Source organism: Vibrio sp. CAU 1672, from assembly GCF_029223195.1.
GTDB lineage: Bacteria > Pseudomonadota > Gammaproteobacteria > Enterobacterales > Vibrionaceae > Vibrio.
Genome location: NZ_JARHUF010000038.1, coordinates 1 through 22,370, shown reverse-complemented (window position 1 = coordinate 22,370; position 22,370 = coordinate 1). Strand labels below are relative to the sequence as shown.

Annotated in this window: 21 protein-coding genes, 1 rRNA gene and 1 riboswitch; of the genes, 15 read left to right on the top strand and 7 right to left on the bottom strand. The window is 49.1% G+C overall.

Annotated features, from left to right (window positions below):
* Nucleotides 1-177: 177 nt before the first annotated feature.
* Nucleotides 178-444: a DUF1145 domain-containing protein gene (locus P2G85_RS20220; RefSeq protein ID WP_275865864.1), complete on the bottom strand. Its 267-nt coding sequence runs from the start codon at nt 442-444 to the stop codon at nt 178-180.
* Complete coding sequence (gene rsmD / locus P2G85_RS20215; protein WP_275865865.1) at nt 445-1,056, bottom strand: 16S rRNA (guanine(966)-N(2))-methyltransferase RsmD; 612 nt, start codon at nt 1,054-1,056, stop codon at nt 445-447.
* 221 nt (nt 1,057-1,277) lie between these two features.
* Between rsmD and ftsY the strand changes: the two genes are divergently transcribed.
* From ftsY to glpG, 6 genes are all read left to right on the top strand, one after another.
* Nucleotides 1,278-2,495 (top strand): signal recognition particle-docking protein FtsY, encoded by a 1,218-nt coding sequence (gene ftsY / locus P2G85_RS20210; RefSeq protein ID WP_275865863.1) that lies wholly within the window; start codon nt 1,278-1,280, stop codon nt 2,493-2,495.
* A 32-nt stretch (nt 2,496-2,527) separates the two neighbouring features.
* Nucleotides 2,528-3,202: a cell division ATP-binding protein FtsE gene (gene ftsE, locus P2G85_RS20205; RefSeq protein ID WP_275865862.1), complete on the top strand. Its 675-nt coding sequence runs from the start codon at nt 2,528-2,530 to the stop codon at nt 3,200-3,202.
* Nucleotides 3,192-4,160 carry a permease-like cell division protein FtsX gene (ftsX, locus tag P2G85_RS20200; protein ID WP_275865861.1) on the top strand — a complete coding sequence of 323 codons (969 nt, stop codon included), beginning with the start codon at nt 3,192-3,194 and terminating at the stop codon, nt 4,158-4,160. The genes ftsE and ftsX overlap by 11 nt, the downstream gene beginning before the upstream one ends.
* Before the next feature lie 175 nt (nt 4,161-4,335).
* Nucleotides 4,336-5,193, top strand: a complete 858-nt coding sequence (rpoH, locus tag P2G85_RS20195) for an RNA polymerase sigma factor RpoH (RefSeq protein ID WP_275865860.1) — start codon at nt 4,336-4,338, stop codon at nt 5,191-5,193.
* A gap of 414 nt (nt 5,194-5,607) precedes the next feature.
* The gene (gene glpE, locus P2G85_RS20190) at nt 5,608-5,931 is read left to right on the top strand and encodes a thiosulfate sulfurtransferase GlpE (protein ID WP_275865859.1); all 324 of its coding nucleotides are present in this window, start codon (nt 5,608-5,610) and stop codon (nt 5,929-5,931) included.
* Nucleotides 5,932-6,771: a rhomboid family intramembrane serine protease GlpG gene (gene glpG / locus P2G85_RS20185; protein ID WP_275865858.1), complete on the top strand. Its 840-nt coding sequence runs from the start codon at nt 5,932-5,934 to the stop codon at nt 6,769-6,771.
* A gap of 45 nt (nt 6,772-6,816) precedes the next feature.
* Here glpG and P2G85_RS20180 read toward each other — a convergent pair whose 3' ends face one another.
* Entirely contained in the window at nt 6,817-7,227 is a 411-nt protein-coding gene (locus P2G85_RS20180; protein WP_275865857.1) for a flagellar basal body-associated protein FliL, read from the bottom strand.
* Nucleotides 7,228-7,380: 153 nt separating this feature from the next.
* On the opposite strand from P2G85_RS20180, the gene P2G85_RS20175 reads away from it, so the two are divergent.
* Both P2G85_RS20175 and ubiA read left to right on the top strand, forming a co-directional pair.
* Nucleotides 7,381-7,920, top strand: coding sequence for a chorismate lyase (locus tag P2G85_RS20175; protein WP_275865856.1), 540 nt, complete (start codon nt 7,381-7,383; stop codon nt 7,918-7,920).
* Nucleotides 7,921-8,775, top strand: a complete 855-nt coding sequence (gene ubiA / locus P2G85_RS20170) for a 4-hydroxybenzoate octaprenyltransferase (protein ID WP_275865855.1) — start codon at nt 7,921-7,923, stop codon at nt 8,773-8,775.
* 59 nt (nt 8,776-8,834) lie between these two features.
* On the opposite strand, the gene plsB is transcribed toward ubiA, so the two are convergent.
* Nucleotides 8,835-11,261 (bottom strand): glycerol-3-phosphate 1-O-acyltransferase PlsB, encoded by a 2,427-nt coding sequence (gene plsB, locus P2G85_RS20165; RefSeq protein ID WP_275865854.1) that lies wholly within the window; start codon nt 11,259-11,261, stop codon nt 8,835-8,837.
* Nucleotides 11,262-11,563: 302 nt separating this feature from the next.
* On the opposite strand from plsB, the gene lexA reads away from it, so the two are divergent.
* Both lexA and dinF read left to right on the top strand, forming a co-directional pair.
* Nucleotides 11,564-12,184 carry a transcriptional repressor LexA gene (gene lexA / locus P2G85_RS20160; protein ID WP_275865853.1) on the top strand — a complete coding sequence of 207 codons (621 nt, stop codon included), beginning with the start codon at nt 11,564-11,566 and terminating at the stop codon, nt 12,182-12,184.
* A 250-nt stretch (nt 12,185-12,434) separates the two neighbouring features.
* The gene (gene dinF, locus P2G85_RS20155) at nt 12,435-13,778 is read left to right on the top strand and encodes an MATE family efflux transporter DinF (RefSeq protein ID WP_275865852.1); all 1,344 of its coding nucleotides are present in this window, start codon (nt 12,435-12,437) and stop codon (nt 13,776-13,778) included.
* A gap of 225 nt (nt 13,779-14,003) precedes the next feature.
* On the opposite strand, the gene sthA is transcribed toward dinF, so the two are convergent.
* Nucleotides 14,004-15,434 carry a Si-specific NAD(P)(+) transhydrogenase gene (sthA, locus tag P2G85_RS20150; protein WP_275865851.1) on the bottom strand — a complete coding sequence of 477 codons (1,431 nt, stop codon included), beginning with the start codon at nt 15,432-15,434 and terminating at the stop codon, nt 14,004-14,006.
* A gap of 262 nt (nt 15,435-15,696) precedes the next feature.
* Between sthA and fabR the strand changes: the two genes are divergently transcribed.
* Complete coding sequence (fabR, locus tag P2G85_RS20145; protein WP_275865850.1) at nt 15,697-16,338, top strand: HTH-type transcriptional repressor FabR; 642 nt, start codon at nt 15,697-15,699, stop codon at nt 16,336-16,338.
* A complete protein-coding gene (locus P2G85_RS20140) occupies nt 16,338-16,703 on the top strand; it encodes a YijD family membrane protein (protein WP_275865849.1) in 366 nt (121 codons plus the stop codon). The genes fabR and P2G85_RS20140 overlap by 1 nt, the downstream gene beginning before the upstream one ends.
* A 58-nt stretch (nt 16,704-16,761) precedes the next feature.
* Here P2G85_RS20140 and trmA read toward each other — a convergent pair whose 3' ends face one another.
* Nucleotides 16,762-17,871, bottom strand: a complete 1,110-nt coding sequence (gene trmA / locus P2G85_RS20135; protein ID WP_275865848.1) for a tRNA (uridine(54)-C5)-methyltransferase TrmA — start codon at nt 17,869-17,871, stop codon at nt 16,762-16,764.
* A 182-nt stretch (nt 17,872-18,053) separates the two neighbouring features.
* Nucleotides 18,054-18,254: riboswitch (cobalamin riboswitch) on the top strand.
* Nucleotides 18,255-18,308: 54 nt separating this feature from the next.
* Between trmA and P2G85_RS20130 the strand changes: the two genes are divergently transcribed.
* Together P2G85_RS20130 and murI are read left to right on the top strand one after the other, a co-directional pair.
* Nucleotides 18,309-20,183, top strand: coding sequence for a TonB-dependent receptor (locus P2G85_RS20130; protein WP_275865847.1), 1,875 nt, complete (start codon nt 18,309-18,311; stop codon nt 20,181-20,183).
* 298 nt (nt 20,184-20,481) lie between these two features.
* Complete coding sequence (gene murI, locus P2G85_RS20125) at nt 20,482-21,288, top strand: glutamate racemase (RefSeq protein WP_275865846.1); 807 nt, start codon at nt 20,482-20,484, stop codon at nt 21,286-21,288.
* Here murI and P2G85_RS20120 read toward each other — a convergent pair.
* Nucleotides 21,251-21,706: an RNA-binding protein gene (locus P2G85_RS20120; protein WP_275865845.1), complete on the bottom strand. Its 456-nt coding sequence runs from the start codon at nt 21,704-21,706 to the stop codon at nt 21,251-21,253. The two genes, murI and P2G85_RS20120, sit on opposite strands and share 38 nt — an antisense overlap.
* Nucleotides 21,707-22,276: 570 nt before the next feature.
* Here P2G85_RS20120 and P2G85_RS20115 point away from each other — a divergent pair.
* A 16S ribosomal RNA gene (locus P2G85_RS20115) occupies nt 22,277-22,370 on the top strand; the annotation flags it as partial.

Sequence of the window (22,370 nt, the reverse complement as noted above, 5' to 3'; positions counted from 1 at the left end):
TCATCCACTACGGTGAGTTTAAAAGCGAGGGAATAATCGCGCTGAGTTCTTTTATTTGTTGATTTCATAACACTCTCCAATTTTGGGGTTGGAAAGTGTCAACCTTATTTAGGACGGAACACTCAAAACGAAAAAGCCGCTCTTGTTTGAGCGGCTTTTTTATTCACTGACTGGCGGTTAGATCATGTGTTTGCGCCGAATATCCAGCAGGGCAAAGATGCCAAATATCAGAATGGAGTACTTTTCCCAGGCCGACATTTTTATCTTGTCACCAAAAGCGCCAATGAAGATCGCCATCTGTAAACCGTGCATGATGAACAGGAAGGCCGTCATGATATACAGGGCGATGGCCGCTTTACCCGGAAACGGCATGAAAAAATTAACGATCAGAATAAACCAGACAAAGGCGATGGCTGCCTTGGCTAAAATCAGGAGTGCTTTCATTTAGGTGTCCTTGCAGGCTGAGGTGCGTTCGTACAGGCGGTAGCTCACTTGGCCTGCGGTTTTTTCCCGGTACAGGTGCCAGGTCGGCGGCAGGCCTGTCATCTCCAGTTCTTTTTCGGTCTCAATATAAATCATCGCGCCGTCGGCGAGCCAGCCGTTTTGCTCCAGCAGGCTGACGGTTTGCGCCAGCAGCCCTTGATGAAATGGCGGGTCGATGAACACCACATGATGTGGGGTACCAGGCTGTTGCAGGTAACTGAGCGCATCGGTGTTGAGCACATCAATGTTAGCCGCTTTTAATGCCGCAACATTTTTGGTCAGTTGTTGAAAAGCCTGCCGGTTGAGCTCAATCATGGTGACGTGAGCAGCTTGGCGTGATGCCGCCTCAAAGCCCAATCCGCCAGATCCGGCAAACAGGTCGAGGCAGTGTGCCTGAGGCACATCCTGAGCTAACCAGTTAAATACGGTTTCCTTGACGCGATCCGTCGTGGGTCTCAGCCCTTCCGCGTCGTGAACCGGGAGTTTTCTGCCTCTCCATAAGCCGCTAATAACGCGAACAAAGCCGGTTGTTGGCTTATTTTGTGATGAGTTTTGCTGGCGACGTCTTACCATAGATTTTTTGACCGCTAATAAAGTGATACTATACTCCATTGCCCAGCTGTTGGGCTCGGATACAGTACCGAATAATTCAATGACGACAGAGTGTATCACTAATCAGATTCGAAGTGCCGCATTGGGCAGTGTTCACTTTGTCATTACTCTTATCTGAAGACAGCATGTTGTTCACCAGGCAAGAGTCACAGTAGATAAAAGATAATCTAGGATAGCCCCAGATGACGGAAAAAAAGAAGCGCGGATTACTTTCGTGGCTAGGTTTTGGTGATGAAGAGCAAAGCGCAAAACCGACCAATAATGAAGATACAGTAACCGAATCCACCCCGGAAGCCGAAGTGGATCAAACGGAGCCGGATGTTGCGGCTGAGGAAACTAAGGATACTGCTGAACTTGCCAGTGAGCCGGAAAGCAAAAATGCTGAAGAAGCAGAAGCAGAAGCAGAAGCAGAAGCAGAAGCAGAAGCAGAAGCAGAAGAGCCTCAGCCTGCCCGCGTTCAGGAGCAGGAGAAGCCAACAGAAAGCTTTTTCGCCCGCCTGAAGCGCAGCCTGAGCCGCACCAAAGCCAATATTGGTGCCGGGTTCTTCGGTTTATTCAAAGGCAAGAAAATCGATGATGATCTGTTTGAAGAGCTGGAAGAGCAGTTGCTGATGGCGGATGTCGGTATGGACACTACGTTGAAAATCATCGGTAACCTGACTGAAAAAGCCACTCATCGCGATTTGAAAGATGGTGAAGCCCTTTACGGCCTGCTTAAAGAAGAAATGGCGGAGATTTTAGCTAAAGTGGAGCAGCCACTGCAGGTAGGTGAGAGTAAAACGCCCTATGTGATCCTGATGGTTGGGGTAAACGGTGTGGGTAAAACCACCACCATTGGTAAACTGGCCAAACAGTTCCAGAGCCAGGGAAAAAAAGTCATGCTGGCGGCGGGCGATACCTTCCGTGCGGCGGCGGTGGAGCAGTTGCAGGTCTGGGGCGAGCGTAACAACGTGCCGGTGATCGCTCAGCATACCGGCGCGGACAGTGCCTCGGTGATTTATGATGCGATTGAAGCGGCCAAAGCACGTGGGGTGGATGTGGTGATCGCTGATACCGCCGGGCGCCTGCAAAATAAAGCTAACCTGATGGAAGAGCTGCGCAAGATTGTAAGGGTTATGAAGAAGATCGATGACTCTGCACCGCATGAAATCATGCTGACCCTGGATGCTGCGACAGGACAGAATGCCATTAGCCAGGCGAAGCTGTTCAGTGATGTGGCGCCAATCACCGGGATCACATTGACCAAGCTGGATGGCACTGCAAAAGGTGGGGTGATCTTTGCCATCGCCGATCAGTTCGCTATTCCGATCCGCTATATTGGTGTCGGGGAAGGGATTGAAGACCTGCGTCCTTTTGCAACCCAAGAGTTTATTGACGCTCTGTTCAGTCGCGAAGAATAACCGCTCGGGCGAGCGAAAAGAGGATCTTAACGGTGATTAAGTTTCAACAAGTGAGCAAAGCGTATCGAGGTGGCCGGCAGGCACTGCAAAAAGCGGATTTTCATCTCAGGCGTGGTGAGATGGCGTTTCTGGGCGGGCATTCCGGTGCGGGTAAAAGCACCTTGTTGAAACTGATCTGTGCAATCGAGCGCCCGACGGATGGCCGCATTCATTTTAATGGCCATGATATCACCCGGATCCCCAATAAAGATATTCCGTTTTTGCGCCGCAATATTGGTATCGTGTTTCAGGATCACCGCCTGTTGATGGACCGCAGTGTCTATGACAACGTCGCACTGCCGATGCGGATTGAGTCAATCTCTGAACATGAAATTAAACGTCGTGTTTCGGCTGCTCTAGATAAAACTGGTTTGCTCGATAAAGCCCGTTGCCGGCCCAGCCAGTTGTCCGGAGGTGAGCAGCAGCGAGTCGGTATTGCCCGAGCGGTGGTGAACCGTCCGACACTGCTGGTGGCCGATGAACCGACCGGTAATCTCGATCCTGAGTTGTCTAATCGCGTCCTGCGTTTGCTTGAAGAGTTTAATCGTGCCGGTGTGACCATTTTACTGGCAACACACGACATCAGCCTGGTCAATACCCGCCCTCAATATCGTCATTTCGAACTGAACCAAGGCTTCTTAAGTGAGGTAGAAGATTATGGCCGGTAACACGCGAACTCAGCGCAAGGGCTCAGGGCGGCGCAGCCAACGGGTTAATACCGACAGCTTTTTTACAGTGCATGCCAAACAGGCCAAAGCGGCGTTTGTTGCCATGTGGCAACGGCCGCTGGGTAACTTTCTGACGTTAGCCGTGATTTCGATGGCACTGGCAATGCCCGCTTGTTTGTATTTATTAGGTAAGAATGTGGCCGGGGCGGCAGAAGACGTTGCCTCACCGTCACAGGTCAGTGCCTATTTGATTGAAGGCATGCCAGAAGCTCGAGTGATGGTGCTGAAAGATGAGATAGAAACCTGGCCGCTGGTTGCTGACGTGGAGTACATTTCACCGCAGCAAGGGTTGGCTGATCTGAGCCAGTACGCCGGATTTGAGCAGGCGCTGAGTTTACTCAGCGGCTATGCGTTACCCGGTGTGTTGGTGATCACGCCGGACAGCGAGTTGAAAAGCGATCTTAAAGCACTGGCCAAACAAATGCAGGCGCAAACCGACGTTACCGATGTCCGTCTGGATGAAGATTGGTTGGCGCGTCTGGATGCGATCAAAGCACTGGCTGGGATTATTGTTGCCACCCTGACGGTATTGATGATGGGCGCGGTATTTCTCATTGTTGGTAACACATTACGTTTTAATGTGCTGGCGAATAAAGACGAGATCCAAACCATGAAACTGATTGGCGCGACGGACAGCTTTATTCTGCGTCCTTATTTGTATTCGGGGATGTGGTTTGGTTTACTTGGCGCGACGATCGCGTGGCTGGTAACCGCGCTGATCACGATTTTACTCAACAATGCGGTGGAAGAATTAGCCGCACTGTATGACAGTCATTTTCGTTTGATTGGACTGAGTTGGGATGAGTCTTTACTGTTGGTCGTCATCGGTTGTTTGCTGGGGTGTGTCGCGGCCCGTGTCTCCGCACAGCGCCACTTAAAAGAAATTGAACCAGTTTAAGTGATGGGGGTCTTATACTGGGGATTTTATTAGCACAAGCTAATTGAGGCTCTTGTTTAGACGATTTGTTTATGGATAATGACAGCCCCTTCTTGCAACTTGTTCATTTTGAGTTCAAGATGACCCAGCTACATTGCAATGTATTGCTCCAGATCAGAGATTGATGAGGAATTGAATGACAAACGAAGCGTATCCGATGGCTCTAGTCACGCAAGATAGCCTTGATAGCTATATTCGCTCGGTTAACAGCTACCCAATGCTGACCGCAGATGAAGAGCGTGAGCTGGCAGAAAGATTACACTACAACGGTGAAATAGAAGCGGCGAAAAGCCTGATCCTGTCACACCTTAGATTCGTTGTTCATGTTGCTCGTGGATATTCAGGCTATGGCCTGCCAATGGCAGACCTGGTTCAGGAAGGCAACATTGGCCTGATGAAAGCGGTAAAGCGCTTCAACCCGGAAGTGGGGGTGCGCCTGGTATCTTTTGCCGTTCACTGGATTAAAGCTGAAATCCATGAGTACGTATTGCGCAACTGGCGTATTGTTAAGATCGCGACGACCAAAGCGCAGCGGAAATTATTCTTTAATCTTCGCAAGTCGAAAAAGCGTTTGGGTTGGTTCAACAACGGTGAAGTTGAAACCGTGGCGAGAGAGCTGGGTGTCGAGCCGGCTGAGGTGCGTGAGATGGAATCCCGTCTGGCGGCGGTAGATTCGACCTTCGACATGCCGAGCGACGACGACGACAGCACAACTTCGTACACCGCTCCGATGTTGTATTTGGAAGACAAGTCCTCTGATGTCGCTGACAATATTGAGGCGGCAAACTGGGAAGCGCACACCAATAACCGCTTAGGGTTAGCGTTGGCAGGCCTGGATGAACGTAGTCAGCGCATAGTCCGTTCCCGTTGGCTGGATGACAAAAAGGCCACCCTGCAGGAACTGGCGGAAGAGTTTGGCGTTTCTGCCGAGCGTATTCGTCAGTTAGAGAAGAATGCAATGAAGAAGCTCAAGCTGGCAGTGGGCGAATTCTGATCTTCTCTTAATTAACCCATGTTTGATAGAAAAGCCGAGATCCCTGGATCTCGGCTTTTTTGATCGTCGTAGCGATCACCTCAAGGCGGAAAAGCTACGATGGCCTGTGAATAACTCTGTGAAGTAATTATTCATCAGTTGTTCGAAAGCGGGGCAGAATAAGGCTTTAGCGCGATTTCTGAGTTGGGGATAGTTGTGTATATACACACAGTTAGATCAAGATCATTACTACATCTTGTGGATCAAAATCATCAGGCATACTTTATCAACGTAATTCACAGAGTTATCCACAAATACTATTCACCGGTTGCGAATGGATTAACCTGACTTTCCTTGTGTCTAAGTTTGGCTTTGGATAGGTTACAATAACGGCAATAAAAACACGCTTAACCACTCAGAACGAAGAGAAAGTAAATGGATCAGTTTCAACATATTGATGTTCAAGGTGCCCTGGCATTACTAGAGCAGGGGGATGCCTGGCTGGTGGATATCCGAGACCCCCAGTCGTTTGCGGTCGCCCATGCGCAATCAGCGTTTCATCTCACCAACGATACGATCGTGTCTTTTATGCAAGAGGCTGAGTTTGAGCAACCCGTACTGGTGATGTGTTATCACGGCATCAGTAGCCAGGGAGCGGCACAATATTTGGTTAACCAGGGCTTCGAACAGGTGTACAGTGTTGATGGTGGCTTCGAAGCCTGGCAGCGATCGCTATTACCTATTGTGAGAAGTGAGTGAATGAAGAGACTGGCAACATTTAACAATCCGCGTATGGCGCAAGCATTTATTGACTATATGGCGTCACGCGGCATCAATATTGAGTTGATGCCGGAGGGAGAGGGGCACTTTGCACTGTGGCTGACAGACCGTCAGCATGAAATTGAAGTTGAGGCGGAACTGAGGCAGTTTTTAGCCGATCCAACCCAAACGAAATACAGCGCTGCTTCATGGGATGTTGCCGAGAGCCGCAAAAGCCGCTTTCATTACACCAGCCCCAGCCTGATGAGCATGGTCAAAGCCAAAGCCGGACCGATCACGCTGGCGGGTATGTTGCTTAGCGGGAGCGTTTATGCGTTGTTATTGCTGGGGTTTGCCGATGGGGTGTTTTCCTGGCTGCATTTTCCGGCTTTCGCCGAACAACAGTGGCAGTTATGGCGCTGGGTAAGCCATACTTTTTTGCATTTCTCTGTGACCCACATTGCGTTTAATTTGCTGTGGTGGTGGCAGCTAGGGGGAGACATTGAGCGACGGTTAGGATCCGGCAAGCTGTTGCAAATATTTTTACTGTCGGCGGCGCTCTCCGGCGCAGGGCAGTATTATGTGGAAGGGGCCAACTTTGGTGGCTTATCCGGAGTGGTGTACGCTTTGCTCGGTTACTTGTGGGTCATTGGATACCGCTTACCTCATCTTGGCCTGACTCAGCCGAAACCGATCATTGTCTTTATGCTGGTGTGGCTGGTGTTGGGGTTTGTGCAGCCATTTCTGGCCATCGCCAATACGGCTCACCTGGTTGGCTTGCTGGCGGGTATCGCCATCGCGTTGGTTGATACGCAGAAACGCAAGTATCAACCAGCTTAATCCGGGTGAAAACACGACCGCCAGGTGGCGGTCGGATATGGCGGTTTACTGGTAAAGGTATTTGGTGAACAGCAGATCCGCAATCACAGTTTTTCCGGTTTCCGGCAACAGAATCTCATTGAGCTTTTCAACCAGCGTTTTGCGCAGGTCTTCTCGTCCCGCCAAAGACTTGATGGTGTCTTCAGTTTGTTTGCCTAATAGTTCAATTACCGCATCCCGGATCAAGGGTTGGTGATGCTCGACAATGGCAAGATCTTGTTGGCTCATCACCATCACATCAATCCGTACTTGCACATAACCGAGTTTTTTTCCTTTGGTATAAAAGTTGGTGGTTAAATCGGGTTCAAGCGTAAAATAGGCCAGTTGTGGGCCTTGTTCTTCGGCTTCTGCCCATGTCGACATGGCGACCAGCAGGCTGAATGCAAAAATAATCGGGGCTACATAACGTTTGTACATATTTCTAACTTTTCTTTATGGGGATCGCGATACTCGAATCGCGTTAGTCTTGTTACAATAGGCAGTCTATAACCAATCACTAAACTTACGGTTTCAAACAGACGGTAAGTTGTTGCTTTATTGTACGCATAAAGCCATCAATTGAATACTAGTATGAATCAGCCGATATCTGTCTATCTTGCTTCTTTATTGGAAGTAGAGTGGCAAAACCCTGAAGATTTTTCATTCCCGAGTGAATTTGCCAAGCATTGGCTGGAAGAGCAGGGATCGTTGTCACGTCGCTTGAGTCAGCATTGCCAACACTTAAGCGTGGAACTGCTCAACAACCAACTCATTACGCCCAGTGCTCTGACAGAACAAGAGTGCCAGTTACTGTCCCAACAGGATTGCCTGCTGCGTGAAGTGATTTTATCCGGTGATGACGCCGCCTGGGTATTAGGCCGCACCTTAATTCCCCGTACTACTTTGATCGACCAGCCATATGATCTGGCCCGACAGGGGGAGATCCCGTTAGGGCTCACGGTGTTTAGTGCTGATAACGTTGAGCGCGATGGGTTACAGGTGGCTTGGGTGGATTCACCGCAAGGGCGCCTGCTTGCACGCCGCTCAAGGTTGTGGATGAACCATAAGCCGATGCTGGTTGCCGAGCTGTTTTTGGCCCACTCACCGATTTACGCGAAGGAGAACGCTTAGATGCTTGCTGAGAAAGCCAAGGCCTATTGGCAACTGATGCGGATGGATCGCCCGATTGGCACATTATTGTTATTGTGGCCAACACTGTGGGCACTGGTGATTGCAGCACAAGGTATACCGCACTGGGATGTTTTGCTGGTGTTTGTCGCCGGGGTGGTCTTGATGCGTAGTGCTGGCTGTGTGATCAATGATTTCGCCGACCGCAAAGTGGACGGGCATGTGAAACGCACCAGGCTACGTCCGTTACCAGCAGGCAAGGTGAGTGCCAAAGAAGCCCTTGGTCTGTTTCTACTCTTGGGCCTGACTTCATTCTTATTAGTACTGACCATGAACCCGTTAACCATTCAGCTCTCTATTGCCGGGTTAGCGCTAGCGTTCATCTATCCGTTTATGAAGCGCTACACTCATTTGCCACAGCTGTTCCTCGGTCTGGCCTTTAGTTGGGCTATTCCAATGGCGTGGGCGGCACAAACCGGTGAGTTACCCATCATTGTCTGGTTTGTTTTTCTGATCAATGCCTTGTGGACCATTGCCTATGACACCCAGTATGCCATGGTCGACCGTGATGATGATGTGCTGGTGGGGATCAAATCGACAGCGATTTTGTTCGGCCGCCACGATAAACTGATCATTGGCCTGCTGCAACTGGTGACGCTGGGGCTGTTGGTTGGCTTAGGCCAGTACTTTCAGTTGGGGCAGAGTTATTACTGGGCGGTGTTGATGGCTGCGGCGCTGTTCGTTTACCAGCAGCATTTGATTCGTCACCGTGAGCGGGAGCTGTGTTTTAAGGCGTTCCTGAATAATAACTACGTTGGTATGGTGATTGCGGTTGGCTTATTGGTTGCCTTTTGGTAACACAAGTCTCTGTAAGAAAAAGGCATCCAACAGGATGCCTTTTTTCTCAGCTTAGGCACTTAAGCCTGAAGCTGGGAGATGCTTTCTTCAATCGTCAGTTTGACTTCCGGGTACAACAGCGCAAACAGCAGCTGGGCAAGAGCCTGGCTCTTGGCTAAATCACAGTTGCCGTCATGGTCGAGGTAGGCCTGTTGTTTAAGCGTGGCAAACATGGCGGAGAAAACCCCCTTGTCGAAAAACTCGGGTGCATTGATGCCGTGCAGCCTGCCGAGGCGCTGTGCGATATCCTGGCTCTTTTGCTCCAGATCGCTCTTGCCCAGTTCTGGGTCGGCAACCAACAGATTCATGGCGATGGAGTAACGCTGTAAGGTCTCGGTAATGGTTCGCCCCAGTAGCACTAGTGGCTGGTTGTTTGACTGGTTAAGAGTCACGTGATGGCCGTCGATGCTGATCATCTGCTGCTCAGCAAACTCGTTCAGGTATTTCACTACCAAGTCATTGAGCGCTGTTTCGTCAAGGCTTAAAAACAGCTCTTTTTTCAGGAACGGATAAATCAGGGCAACATTGGCCTGAATCATTTCGACCGTCAAATTGCGTTGGCGAATGATCATCTGCGCAATTAAAGAAGGCAGCGCAAACAAGTGAATGATGTTGTTACGGTAGTAAGTCATCAGGATCGACTGGTTGCGGTCAAGCGAAATGATGTCACCCATCGAGTCGCTTTCAATCACGAACTTGTCGAGTGAAATGGCGTGATCGACCAGCTCAGCAGCGCTTTCCGCCGGTAGGGTGGACGTCTCTGAGTAAGGCACTTTTTTCAGTAACGACAGGTAACAGTCGATCTGGCTGATCAGCGAATCACGTGACAGCGCACGTTGGCGAGAGGCCAGCAGTGCTGTCGCACATAAGGTCAGGGCATTGGTGGCGGCCGCATCGTTAATGTGCGTCATCATTTTATTGGCCAGCTCATTGACCACCGGATTCATCCATTGTGGTTTGCTGCCGCCCATGCGGTCAATGTCTTTGGTCCACTCTGGCGCATGTTCGTTTAAGTACTGGTTAAGCTGGATAGGTTCACCAAAGTTGACGTAACCCAAGCCGAAATTACGCAGTTTACGCAGGGTACGCAGTACCAGACCGGCGTTCTCTTTTTCCTTACGTTTGCCACGTAACTCTTTGGCATAGGTGCTGACTTCCATCACGTGTTCATAACCGATGTAAACCGGTACCAGAGTGACAGGGCGGTTCAGGCCGCGCAACATTGCCTGGATCGTCATGGCCAGCATGCCGGTTTTTGCCTGTAACAGGCGACCAGTTCGGGAACGCCCCCCTTCACTGAAATATTCGACCGAATAGCCTTTGGCGAACAGCTCGGCTAAATACTCACGGAAAATGGTTGAGTAGAGTTTGTTACCTTTAAAACTGCGGCGAATGAAAAATGCGCCGCCGCGACGGAAAATCGGTCCGGCCGGGAAGAAGTTAAGGTTGATACCGGCTGCGATGTGTGGTGGTACCATGCCTTCGTGATACAGCACGTAAGAAAGCAGCAGGTAATCCATGTGGCTGCGGTGGCAAGGTACATACACGATTTCATGGCCGTCCTGTGCTAAACGACGAACACTGGCGGCATTATTAATATGCAGGCCCTGGTACAGTTTGGTCCACAACCAGCTCAGGATGCGGTCGCCATGTTTGACCAACCCATATGAAAAGTCCGCCGCGATCTCGTCCATCATCTCATGCGCGGCTTTGCGCGCTTTTTCGATGGAAATGTTTTTGTTCTGCGCTTCATCGGTTATGGCTTGCTCAATCGCCGGTGATTGCATCAGGCGGGCAAACAGTACCTGACGTTGTGGCAGGTTGGGTCCTGAGGCAGCCAGTTTTTGCCGGGAAAAGTGAATCCGTGCCACGCGGGCCAGTTTGTGCGCAATCGCACTATCGGTACCGTGTGAGTTGGCCATGTAACGCAGCGATACGACCGGGCTGAAGCGCACCAGACAGTCACGGCCAGCGGCCAATATCGCTTTGGCCTTTTGTGGGCCATTCATCGCCTGCAGGTATGGTTTATGCTGCTCTTCTTTGCCGGGTTTGCGTCCCCACAGCACGGTTGCCGGGATCATCTGTACGTCCAGTTCACGGTCGAGTTTATGCAGCTCAAGTAGCTCGGTAAACAGGGCGACGGACTCGCGGGGAACGTCATTATCATTGCTGACCACCGTTGGGCGTGACGCAATGAAGACATAACGGTTCAGGCTTTTGCCATTGATTTCCAGCGGGCTGAGTGGATCGGGTAGCCCCAGTTTCAAGGCCTGTTTCTGCAGCGTCAGTAAGTCCACACTTGAACGGAATGGCAAGGTATAGACGACGGGTTTGTTGATATCAATATCAAGATCATCGATCGGGTTCGATGGAATGGCGGTACCTTTAACCAGTACGGATAAAGGGAGTTTTAATAATGAACGTGAAAATAATTGTCCGGAAGACATAAAGTTCACTGCCTCGGTAGGTGTTCAAACGGGCCCAACCTTATTTCTGTGTCCGTTGGATCTTCTCCGGATGGGAGTGGAATGGGATACGGCAATAGAAATAAGCCTAGGCAATAAATTTTAAGCGCTGCAAGAATACCAGAAACTGGTCAAACCTTTTAATTTTATTCCCGGGCAATGCCTGCATCTCGATATCGAGCCTTTGCGGTTACGTTCAGCAACCAAAAAACAACCAATTGGGTTTTCATTTGCTCATTTACTGGATATACTCACAGTTAACTGTATAAAAAGACAGGTGACCTATGAAGCCGTTAACGCCACGCCAACAACAAGTTTTCGATTTGATCAAAAGTAAAATCGACGACACCGGAATGCCACCAACTCGTGCTGAGATTGCGCGTGAGCTTGGTTTCCGCTCTGCCAATGCTGCAGAGGAACATCTAAAAGCACTGGCTCGTAAGCAAGTGATTGAAATCATTCCGGGTGCCTCTCGTGGTCTCCGTATCCTGCTGGATGATTCGGCTAACGATGAGCAGGGGTTGCCATTGATTGGCCAAGTGGCGGCCGGGGAGCCTATTTTGGCTCAGGAACATGTGGAAACGCATTATCAGGTGGATCCGGCGATGTTTAAACCGCAAGCCGATTTCTTGCTGCGGGTTAACGGCGAGAGCATGAAAGACATTGGGATCATGGATGGCGATTTACTCGCAGTGCATAAGACCCAGGATGTCCGTGACGGCCAGGTGGTCGTGGCCCGGGTGGATGATGATGTAACCGTAAAACGTCTGGAACGCAAAGGTGCCACGGTTTTATTGCACGCCGAGAATGAAGAGTTTGCTCCTATCCAGGTTGATTTGACTTCTCAGCACCTTACCATTGAAGGTTTAGCGGTCGGGATCATTCGCAATACCGACTGGATGTAATAACCCCACCTTTAAGCCCGTCATCGCCGGGCTTAATTATTCTGATGCCTTACTCAGGATCATTGTGACTGATGAAGTTTAGCGTCAATAGCTTGATCGTGTTTGTCCGCGCAGGAAATCGTGGCACCGGTGGCTGAATAAAGTGCCGTGGCTCAAGTAGCGTTTCATCCCAGTATTAGTTGAGCTTATCTGGTGATTGGCACTGGCTGAAAGCCTCAGGTACACTGCGAGACCAAACTCAGAGGTGCCTGTGACAAACTCGATTTTCTCTTCTCTATTTAATCCTCAACTTCACCGCCGGGTTTTAGCCCTCGCGATACCGATGGTGTTGTCTAATATTACGGTGCCGTTACTTGGCCTGGTTGATGCCGCGGTGATTGGCCACTTAGAATTCGCCTGGTATCTGGGTGGGGTGGCATTAGGCAGTACTATGATCAGCGTGACGTTTTGGTTGTTGGGTTTTCTGCGCATGTCGACCACGGGATTGGCCGCACAATCTTATGGCCGTGATGACCACAAACAGCTGGCTCTGGTATTCATCCAAGGGACATTGATGGCACTGCTGTTTGCGTTGGTATTTTTGCTTGCCCATCAGCCGATCGCTGAGCTTATTTTGGGTTGGAGTGATGCCAGTGTCCAGGTGAAGCACTACGGCATGGAATATTTCTCTATCCGTGTGTGGAGTGCGCCAGCAGCACTGATCAATTTTGTGTTACTGGGTTGGCTGCTCGGGACGCAAAACGCCAAAGCACCGATGTGGATGGTGATCATCACTAACGTCACCAACATCGCGCTCGATCTGTTGTTTGTGATTGGCTTGGGTTGGAAAGTTGAAGGTGCGGCATTGGCGTCAGTGATTGCCGACTATTCAGGCATGGCATTTGGCTTAATCTGCGTATGGAAAACATGGCAAGCACGCCAACTGCCGTCTCTAAAGAGTTTATTTACTGATACTCAACATGGGCTGGGGCGATTTGTGAAACTCAACCGCGATATTTTCTTGCGCTCTTTGTGCTTGCAAGCGACGTTCAGCTTTATGACTTTTCGAGGTGCCAGTTTTGGTGATGATGTAGTGGCGGCTAATGCGGTATTGATGAGCTTTTTGATGATGATTTCTTACGGCATGGACGGCTTTGCTTACGCGATGGAAGCCATGGTTGGTAAAGCGATTGGTGCCAAAGACCGAGAACAGCTCAGTACATCTCTGATTGGCACTTTTTTTTGGAGTCTGATCATCTGTTTGGGTCTCACTGCAGTATTTGGCTTGGCGGGATCACACTTGATCGCCATGATCACCTCGATTGAAGTTGTACAGCAACAAGCGGTAGTGTATCTGCCCTGGCTGGTGGTCATGCCATTAGCGTCGATGTGGTGCTTTCTGTTCGATGGCATTTTTGTCGGGGCAACCAAGGGTAAGGACATGCGAAATAGTATGTTTGTTGCGACCTGTTGTTTCTTCGTTATCTTCTTTTTGTTTACGAGTTGGCATAACCACGCGCTGTGGCTAGCGATGACCAGCTTTATGGTGATGCGCGGTATTGGTCTTGGGGCGATATTCTTCTACCAATGGCGCAAGGGAAGTTTCCTTGCCTAACGACACAAACAAAAACAGCAGGCTGAAAGCCTGCTGTTGTGCTTTTGGATCATGGCAACCTTTATACCAATACAACTAATTATCTCATCGTAATTACTGGTGAAAATTACTGATAACGTCATTATGAATTTTGTAGGTAGCATCGCTATCTAGCTGCAATTCATGCCTTGTTCTAAGTAATTTTTCCTGCGTAATTTTCTGACGACATAATTCGTAGCATTGGTATTAGAACAATCGGTTCAAACCATTCAATGCCGCTACGCGATAAGCTTCCGCCATGGTCGGGTAGTTGAAGGTGGTATTGACGAAGTATTCAATCGTGTTGGCTTCGCCTTTTTGCTCCATGATCGCCTGACCAATGTGGATGATTTCGGCGGCACGCTCACCAAAACAGTGGATACCCAGGATCTCTTTGGTTTCTCGATGGAAGAGGATTTTTAAACTGCCGATGTCTTTGCCTGCGATCTGTGCCCGGGCCAGATGTTTAAATGAAGAACGGCCCACCTCATACGGAACTTTTGCTGCCGTTAACTCTTGCTCAGTTTTGCCGACCGAGCTGATTTCCGGAATGGTGTAGATACCGGTCGGAATATCATCGATCAGGTGACCATCTGCCTGACCTTTGGTGATGGCCTGGGCGACGAAGCGCCCTTGGTCATACGCGGCACTGGCCAGGCTAGGGTAGCCAATCACATCACCCACTGCATAGATGTGCTCAATATCCGTTTGGTAGTTACGGTTAACGTTGAGTTGACCACGTGAATCGGCTCCAAGGCCGACAGCCGCCAGGTTGAGCTTATCGGTGTTACCGGTGCGCCCGTTGGCATACAGCAGGCAATCGGCTTTCATTTTCTTGCCGGATTTTAGATGGATGATCACGCCATCTTCTGTGCCTTCGATACGCTCATAGGTCTCGTCATTGCGGATCACGACACCGCTGTTCCAGAAGTGGTAGGAAAGGGCATCCGAGACTTCGTTGTCGAGGAATGACAACAGGCGGTCCCGGGTATTGATTAAGTCTGTTTTTACCCCAAGTCCACGAAAGACAGACGCATACTCACAGCCGATCACGCCGGCACCATAGATGATGATGTGGCGAGGATCATGTTTGAGGCTAAGGATAGAGTCACTGTCGTAGATACGCTCATGAATGAAGTCCACATCGGCAGGCTGATAAGGCCGGGAACCGGTAGCAATCACAAACTTGTCAGCCGTATACACTTCTTCGGTGCCGTCACTTTGCATTACGGCGACCGAGTAGTCATCGACAAAACGGGCGGTACCGAACAGCAGAGTGCATTGGTTACGATCATAAAAACCCTGCCGCAGTCGGGTTTGCTTATCAATCACCGATTTGGCGTGACCCAGAATGTCGGAAAAGGTGGCATGCAGGCTGGTATTGTTACGACAGAATAGCGGGTTGTTATTGAATTCAATGATACGGCTAACTGCGTGGCGCAGTGCTTTGGATGGTATGGTTCCCCAGTGCGTACAGCCACCACCAACACTGCTTTCCTTTTCTACAATGGCGACATTCAGCCCTGCTTTGGTTAACCCCATTGCCGCCCCTTCACCACCTGGGCCACTACCAATTACGATCACGTCATAGTGATTAGCCTGTGCCATGATGCTTTCCTTGTTATATTTAATTAACATTGCTTTAGCGTGATTTTAACTCATTTCCGGTTGTGAAACATCTGGCGCCTGCCAGAGAGTGGGAACGATCACGCACAATCTCACAAAATTCAGTCGGTAATGGGGCGAGGCAACAAAATTGTGTTAAAGAATTGCAATCAGATGCATGTCGATAGTAATTTGCTCCCGATCTGCGAATGGCGAGTGTGAAACTTTATACTGAGGGGTGAAGTGCGCTATATTGGGCGCTGAGACTGCAACCGCAATAAGAGCAAGCATAACAATGAAATCTATGGGTATCCGTGCACAGCAAAAAGAAAAAACACGTCGGTCATTGATCGATGCAGCTTTCAGCCAACTGAGTGCGGACCGCAGCTTTTCAAGTCTCAGCTTGCGAGAAGTAGCCCGTGAAGCCGGGATTGCGCCGACGTCGTTTTATCGTCACTTCAAGGATATGGATGAGCTTGGCCTGACTATGGTCGATGAAGGCGGTTTACTGCTGCGTCAACTGATGCGCCAGGCCCGTCAGCGGATCGTTAAAGAAGGCAGCGTTATCCGTACTTCGGTTGAAACCTTTATGGAGTTCATCGAAAGTAGCCCGAACGTGTTCCGCTTGTTGCTGCGCGAGCGCTCAGGCACGTCGTTTGAATTTAGAGCCGCAGTCGCAAGAGAAATTCAGCATTTTGCTGCAGAATTAACAGAGTATTTAATGAGTACCGGTATCACCCGAGAAGAAGCATTCACCCAGGCTGAAGCTTCTGTCACTCTGGTGTTCAGTTCCGGTGCTGAAGCTTTAGACTTGGATCGGCGTGAGCGTGATGAACTCGCAGAGCGCCTGATCATGCAGTTGCGAATGATAGCCAAAGGGGCTTATTGGTATCGCAAAGAACGTGAACGTAACCGATTAAAAGGCGGGATAGAATAATGTCAAAAGGAAACAAATCTGAAAAGAAAACGCTGATGTTGGCTGTGGTTGCTGGTATGTGTGGTGATGCGCTGTTGTCGTGGCTGACCATGAGTGAAGTGTCTTTCTCTATTTTCCCTCTGATAGCGCTGGTACTGTCAGTCCAGGCGCTGTACCAAGAGTACCTTAACAACCCGGTATCTGAAGATATCCCGCTGGTGGGCTTGGCCTGCTTCTTTGTCGGGGCATTCGGGCATTCGGCGTTTATTAAAGCGCAATATCCGGAGGCGGGTTCTAACTTTTTTGCGATACTGGTTTCAATGATCTTGCTGGCCTGGATTGGTAAAAAACTGGGTTACATCAGCAAACAAACCTCTGCTGAGTAGTCAGCGGCAGATAGGTAAAAAGCGAGCCAACTGGCTCGCTTTTTTATCTTGTAGGGGTTTAGGCTTTGCGCTCGAGCAGTACGCCTGCTTCCATGTGGTGGGTGTAAGGGAACTGGTCAAACAGAGCAAAACGCGTCACCTTGTGGGTTTCGCATAGGATGTCCAAGTTCTCTTTTAGCGTCTCTGGGTTACAAGAGATGTACATGATGCGCTCATACCCCTGCACCATCTTGCAGGTATCCACATCCATGCCTGCGCGTGGTGGATCAACAAAGATAGTGTTGCAGTGGTAGCTCTTCAGATCCACGCCTGCATCTTGTAGGCGGCGGAATTCACGCTTACCTTCGATTGCCTGAGTAAACTCTTCTGCCGATAGGCGGAGGATTTGTACATTATCAATCTCATTCGCAGCAATGTTGTACTGTGCTGACACAACTGATGGTTTTGCCAGCTCCGTTGCCAGAACGCGGTCGAAGTTTTGTGCCAGTGCCAGAGAAAAGTTACCGTTACCACAGTAAAGCTCGAGTAGATCACCTGTACTGTCCTGAGTACAGTCAACGGCCCATTCCAGCATCTTCTCTGCTACTTTACCGTTTGGTTGAGTGAAGCTGTTTTCAACTTGCTGGTAAATGTAGGTTTGACCATTGACGTCCAGTTTCTCAATCACATAATCGCGGTCCAGGACTATTTTCATCTTACGCGCACGACCGATGATGTTGAGGTTGAAGCCTTCATCATTCAGGCGCTGTTTGAGGGTTTTGGCGTTTTCAATCCACTCATCATCCAGCTGACGATGGTAAAGCAGAGAAACCAGAATCTCACCGCTCAGTGTCGAGAGGAAATCCACCTGGAACAGTTTACGGCGTAGCGATTCGTTATCTTTCATCGCCTCAACCAACAGTGGCATCAGGTCGTTGATCAGACGGCTGGCCGCTGGGAACTGGTCAACGCGGTATTTCTCACGAGTCTCTTGGTTGAACATGATGTAGTACAGGTCTTCACCTTCATGCCAAACGCGGAACTCAGCACGCATGCGGTAGTGCTGCTCTGGTGATTCAAACACTTCCAGTTCTGGCACGTGGTATGGCGCGAACATATCAGTGAGACGTTCGACTTTTTCAGCCAGTTGTTCTTGGTAGCGTTGTGGATTGACATCAAGAGTAGCCATGATCTTACCTTTTATGGTGCATTCAATTTAAGAGCGCAGATTTTATTCAATCTCAACGGTATGTCCAGTTTTGCGCTCGAATTGATTTAAAGATAGCTTAGCAAACCACGTTACGGCATCTCTGTCACACAGCGTAACTATCTGTCAGCGCAATATAGTCTGGACAAATAATCAATAGCTTAATAGTATGGCGTCGAGCTGGTGCTATCTAGCTATCTAGATGGCTGAAAAGGGAATCTGGTGAAAATCCAGAACTGACGCGCAGCGGTAAAAGAGAACGAACACTCATCAGACACTGCATTAGTTTATGCGGGAAGTCGAGTCAGTAGGTGGCCAGGCCAGGCTCTTCAGTCCGAATACCTGCCAGCAGCTGAGCCAATGTATTGAACAGCTTTGGGGCTGGGCTCAGTCGGGATTACGCGATTTAGGACATGATAATGAAAAAAACTGCACTGGCGATCACTCTGGCATCGCTGCTTTCACCTGCTTTTAATCTACAGGCACAAGAAATTTCCACCGATGAAACTATTGTGGTCACCGCCAACCGTTTTGAGCAAATTGACGGCGCCGTTCTGGCTCAGACGGTTACCATTACCAAACAAGACATCGAACGGCTGCAAGCCCAAAGTCTGGTTGATGTTTTCCGTACCTTACCCAGTGTTGAAGTGGCACAGTATGGTGGCCGTGGACAAAGTGCATCGCTGTTTGTGCGCGGTGGCAGCTCGTCACAGGTTCTGGTACTGGTTGACGGGGTCCGACTGCCAAGAGCCATGATGGGGAGTGTGGACTTTAACCAGTTCCCGGTTAACTCTGTCGAGAGGATCGACTATATCCGTGGTGCGCGGGCTTCTATCTATGGATCCGAAGCCATTGCGGGCGTGATTAACATCATTACTCGCGCGGACATGCGCAGTGACTCAACCAAACTTCATGCCGGTTACGGCTCGAACGCACATGCTGTTGGCACCTTGGCAGTATCGAAGCCTGTGGGTGAAGATACGCACATCAAAGCGGTACTGGGTTATGAGAAAACCGACGGCTTCAACGTCAAACCGCTCCCTGGGGTAAATGATGGCGATGAACACGGATTTGAATCCTATAACTTGAAGCTGGGTTATCAGCAGAACTTCTCAGATTACCTGTCGGCTTATCTGGGGGCGACGGCGTACACCAATGAGTATGACTACGACAACAGCAGTTATGGTAATCCTGACTGGGGCACGCTGGATAAGCATGAAATGAAAACCGGTGATGTGGAATACATAGGTGCGGATCTGTCGCTGACATACTCAAAAGAGGCGTACTCTTCTGAGCTGAAGATCGCTTATGGCCAGCAGGACAACTATGACCACAAAGCCAGCCAAAGCAAGTCGAAGGGCGATCATATGGCTATTGAACAGTTCAATGCGATTTGGCTCAACTCATACAGCGTGAATGACGCGCTGAGTATTGGTGGTGGTCTGGATTATCGCTCCGAGAAACTGGCGAAAGGCTACCTTGCCCCAAGTGACTGGGGGCCGGCAAAGGACTACGATCCAGAACAGAACCCCAGAACTAACTTTGGTGTGAGCGCAATTGCCCAGTATGTGTTTGACGCCTGGACGCTCGAAGCCAGCATCCGTAACGATGATAATAACCAGTTTGGTAATAATACCACGTGGCAAACGGCTGCGGGCTGGCAAGTGTATGACGGTTATGAGTTGACCTTAAGTCACGGTACCGCTTTCAGGGCACCAAGCTTCGTTGACTTGTATTACCCAGGTTATGAAATGCCGAACCTGAAACCGGAAGAGTCGCAGAACAGCGAGGTATCGCTGTCGGGGATGGTCTCTGTCGTCGATTGGACCGTCACCGGATACCGTAATCAGATCGATAATATGTTGATCTGGCATGGGGCCGGGATGCAAAACGTCGGTGAGGCGGAAATCAAAGGGGTTGAACTAGCGGCGTTGTTTGATACCGACATCGTTTCTCACGAGTTTTACCTCGATTATAAAGATCCGGTCGATAAGTCGGGCGTGAAAGAGACCCAACTGGCATACCGTTCTAAACGCGGTGCAAAATGGAATGCTTACGCAACTTTTGACCAATGGATATTAGGTTCCCAATACCTTTATCAAGGTGAGCGTTTTTACGGTGATGCGAGACTGGCCAGTTACAGTTTATGGAACTTTACCGTTTCATACGCGGTGAACGAAAGCCTGACGATTGACGGCAAGTTAAGTAATGCTTTCGATAAAGAGTATGAGATGTATTCCGGCTATGCGACTCCGGGACGTCAGTACTTTGTCTCTGCCAATTACCAGTTCTAATGATTAAACCGCCTTCGGGCGGTTTTCTTTTGTGTTGAATGATAGTCGGAGTTCGGACTTCTTAAGGCGCATGCTGCTCAGGTATCGTTTTGTTTGTTCGATATCCCTGAAATGGTGTAGGAGGTGAAGAGTATGCTTTGGTGGCGTCGACGCCGGTATTTTTAAGGATATATAGAATTAACAGACCGGGAAGCAACGCCTGTAGGGCAATTCAACCATCAAAGATACCAGGCTAAAACATTGCCAAAACAAATCTAACCAGTATGATCGCCGAATCGCTATTTATCAGGTAAGTTTCGTGCGAACTGCAAGTAATAAAAAAGTATTAGTGTTTGATTCCGGTGTCGGAGGGTTATCTGTCTTTAAAGAGATACATCGTCTGTTACCTCAACTTGATTACTTGTATTTATTTGACAATCAAGCTTACCCATATGGAGAGCTGGATCAGGAAGTATTGATCTCGCGAGTAAATCAACTTGTGTCTGCTTTGGTTGAAGAGTATCAAGCAGATATCGTTGTGATTGCGTGTAATACCGCCAGCACGATTGTTTTACCTTCATTGCGTGAAAACTTATCTATTCCAGTGGTGGGTGTGGTACCTGCGATTAAGCCCGCATCGTTGCTTGCTTCTCGTGGTGTCGGCTTAATAGCGACGCCCGCAACCGTAACCCGCGAGTATACCCATGAGCTGATTCGTGATTTTGCCCAAGGTAAACCGGTCGAGCTATTAGGCTCGACACGTTTGGTTGATATGGCAGAAGAAAAACTGCGGGGTGTAGTACCATCGATAATAGAGATCGAGCGTATTCTTTTACCGTTACGAGATAAAGTTGATGTGGCGGTGCTAGGTTGTACTCACTTTCCTCTGCTCAGACAAGAAATCCAAATTGCACTTGGTGGGAGTGTGGCTTTGGTGGACTCCGGAGAAGCTATTGCGCGGCGAGTAAAAGTATTACTGAAAGATGTCACCACGGAAGGTACGAGAAAAGAAGGCAGCAAGAGAATTTTTGCCAGTGCATCTCCTTGGCAAGAAGATGCACTGAATTGTTGTTTGGATAAAATGGGTTTTAATCCTGTTCAGGTTTATCGCCTTCCTGATGTTTAGGATCATTCGCAATCCGCACTTTCAATGTTCTGTCCATATATTCCTTTTCGTTTAAATTGGTAATTGCGCTGCTTGCGTCATCAGCAGCCATTACGACAAAACCAAAACCACGTCGTTTACCTGTGCGCTTGTCTTTCATTAGGCGCACGGCAAATACTTGGCCATGTTCAGCGAACAAGTCGCGCACATGACTCTCATTTGCTTTATAAGGTAAGTTACCGACATACAGTGTTTTGGTAGCAGGTTCAGATTTAGCTGGTTGTAAGATAGGTGTATGGCTTGAAAGTGAATACAGAAAAGCAGTTGCGATAACACCAATAATGAAGCTCAACGCTGGTGGAACCGCCACTAGAGAGAAGATTCCCCCACCAACGATCGCCAGTCCGGCACATAAAATCAAAGTTTTTTTAGACGTCATTTTGATTACTACATATAGATAAGAAAGAGATTCGCTGTCTATTTAACAAAACAGACACATTGATCTTACGTATATGGTTGGTGTTTTTCCAACCAATTGCTGTGATATGTCTCAAATGTGCCGAAGAAATATGCAAATACGAAGTATTTGATGGTTTATTGAGCGGTTGAATTTTTTTCCCAAAAAAGGGTTGCGCTAATTTCTCAACGCCCTATACTGCGCATCCACCGACACGGAGTGAGACGAACGTCACACAGCGAGTCGGTAAGAGAGAAAAGAAATTTGAAAAAATGCTTGACTCTCAACTCGGGAAGCGTAAGATACGCACCCCTGACGACAAGGAGCGAAGCTCATGAGTCGTTAGAAAAAAGCTCTTTAAAAATAAGAACCTATCAATCTGTGTGGGCACTCGTTGATGATAATCCAATTCGATACTTCGGTATCAAATTAGGTTTCAATGAAACGAAGTGGCCATTGAATCGAAAGATTCAGCACAGTCAATTCAAACATTACTTCTGCTATTTATTAGCGAAAGGAATGTTCAGTATTCATTGAGCCGAACAAAATCTTAAATTGAAGAGTTTGATCATGGCTCAGATTGAACGCTGGCGGCAGGCCTAACACATGCAAGTCGAGCGGCAGCGACATAATAGAAGCTTCGGTG

Coding starts and splice junctions, on each gene's coding strand:
- P2G85_RS20220 (WP_275865864.1), bottom strand. CDS start 444: ATGAAAGCACTCCTGATTTTAGCCAAGGCAGCCATCGCCTTTGTCTGG.
- rsmD (WP_275865865.1), bottom strand. CDS start 1,056: ATGGTAAGACGTCGCCAGCAAAACTCATCACAAAATAAGCCAACAACC.
- ftsY (WP_275865863.1), top strand. CDS start 1,278: ATGACGGAAAAAAAGAAGCGCGGATTACTTTCGTGGCTAGGTTTTGGT.
- ftsX (WP_275865861.1), top strand. CDS start 3,192: ATGGCCGGTAACACGCGAACTCAGCGCAAGGGCTCAGGGCGGCGCAGC.
- rpoH (WP_275865860.1), top strand. CDS start 4,336: ATGACAAACGAAGCGTATCCGATGGCTCTAGTCACGCAAGATAGCCTT.
- glpE (WP_275865859.1), top strand. CDS start 5,608: ATGGATCAGTTTCAACATATTGATGTTCAAGGTGCCCTGGCATTACTA.
- glpG (WP_275865858.1), top strand. CDS start 5,932: ATGAAGAGACTGGCAACATTTAACAATCCGCGTATGGCGCAAGCATTT.
- P2G85_RS20180 (WP_275865857.1), bottom strand. CDS start 7,227: ATGTACAAACGTTATGTAGCCCCGATTATTTTTGCATTCAGCCTGCTG.
- P2G85_RS20175 (WP_275865856.1), top strand. CDS start 7,381: ATGAATCAGCCGATATCTGTCTATCTTGCTTCTTTATTGGAAGTAGAG.
- ubiA (WP_275865855.1), top strand. CDS start 7,921: ATGCTTGCTGAGAAAGCCAAGGCCTATTGGCAACTGATGCGGATGGAT.
- plsB (WP_275865854.1), bottom strand. CDS start 11,261: ATGTCTTCCGGACAATTATTTTCACGTTCATTATTAAAACTCCCTTTA.
- lexA (WP_275865853.1), top strand. CDS start 11,564: ATGAAGCCGTTAACGCCACGCCAACAACAAGTTTTCGATTTGATCAAA.
- sthA (WP_275865851.1), bottom strand. CDS start 15,434: ATGTTAATTAAATATAACAAGGAAAGCATCATGGCACAGGCTAATCAC.
- fabR (WP_275865850.1), top strand. CDS start 15,697: ATGAAATCTATGGGTATCCGTGCACAGCAAAAAGAAAAAACACGTCGG.
- P2G85_RS20140 (WP_275865849.1), top strand. CDS start 16,338: ATGTCAAAAGGAAACAAATCTGAAAAGAAAACGCTGATGTTGGCTGTG.
- trmA (WP_275865848.1), bottom strand. CDS start 17,871: ATGGCTACTCTTGATGTCAATCCACAACGCTACCAAGAACAACTGGCT.
- P2G85_RS20130 (WP_275865847.1), top strand. CDS start 18,309: ATGAAAAAAACTGCACTGGCGATCACTCTGGCATCGCTGCTTTCACCT.
- P2G85_RS20120 (WP_275865845.1), bottom strand. CDS start 21,706: ATGACGTCTAAAAAAACTTTGATTTTATGTGCCGGACTGGCGATCGTT.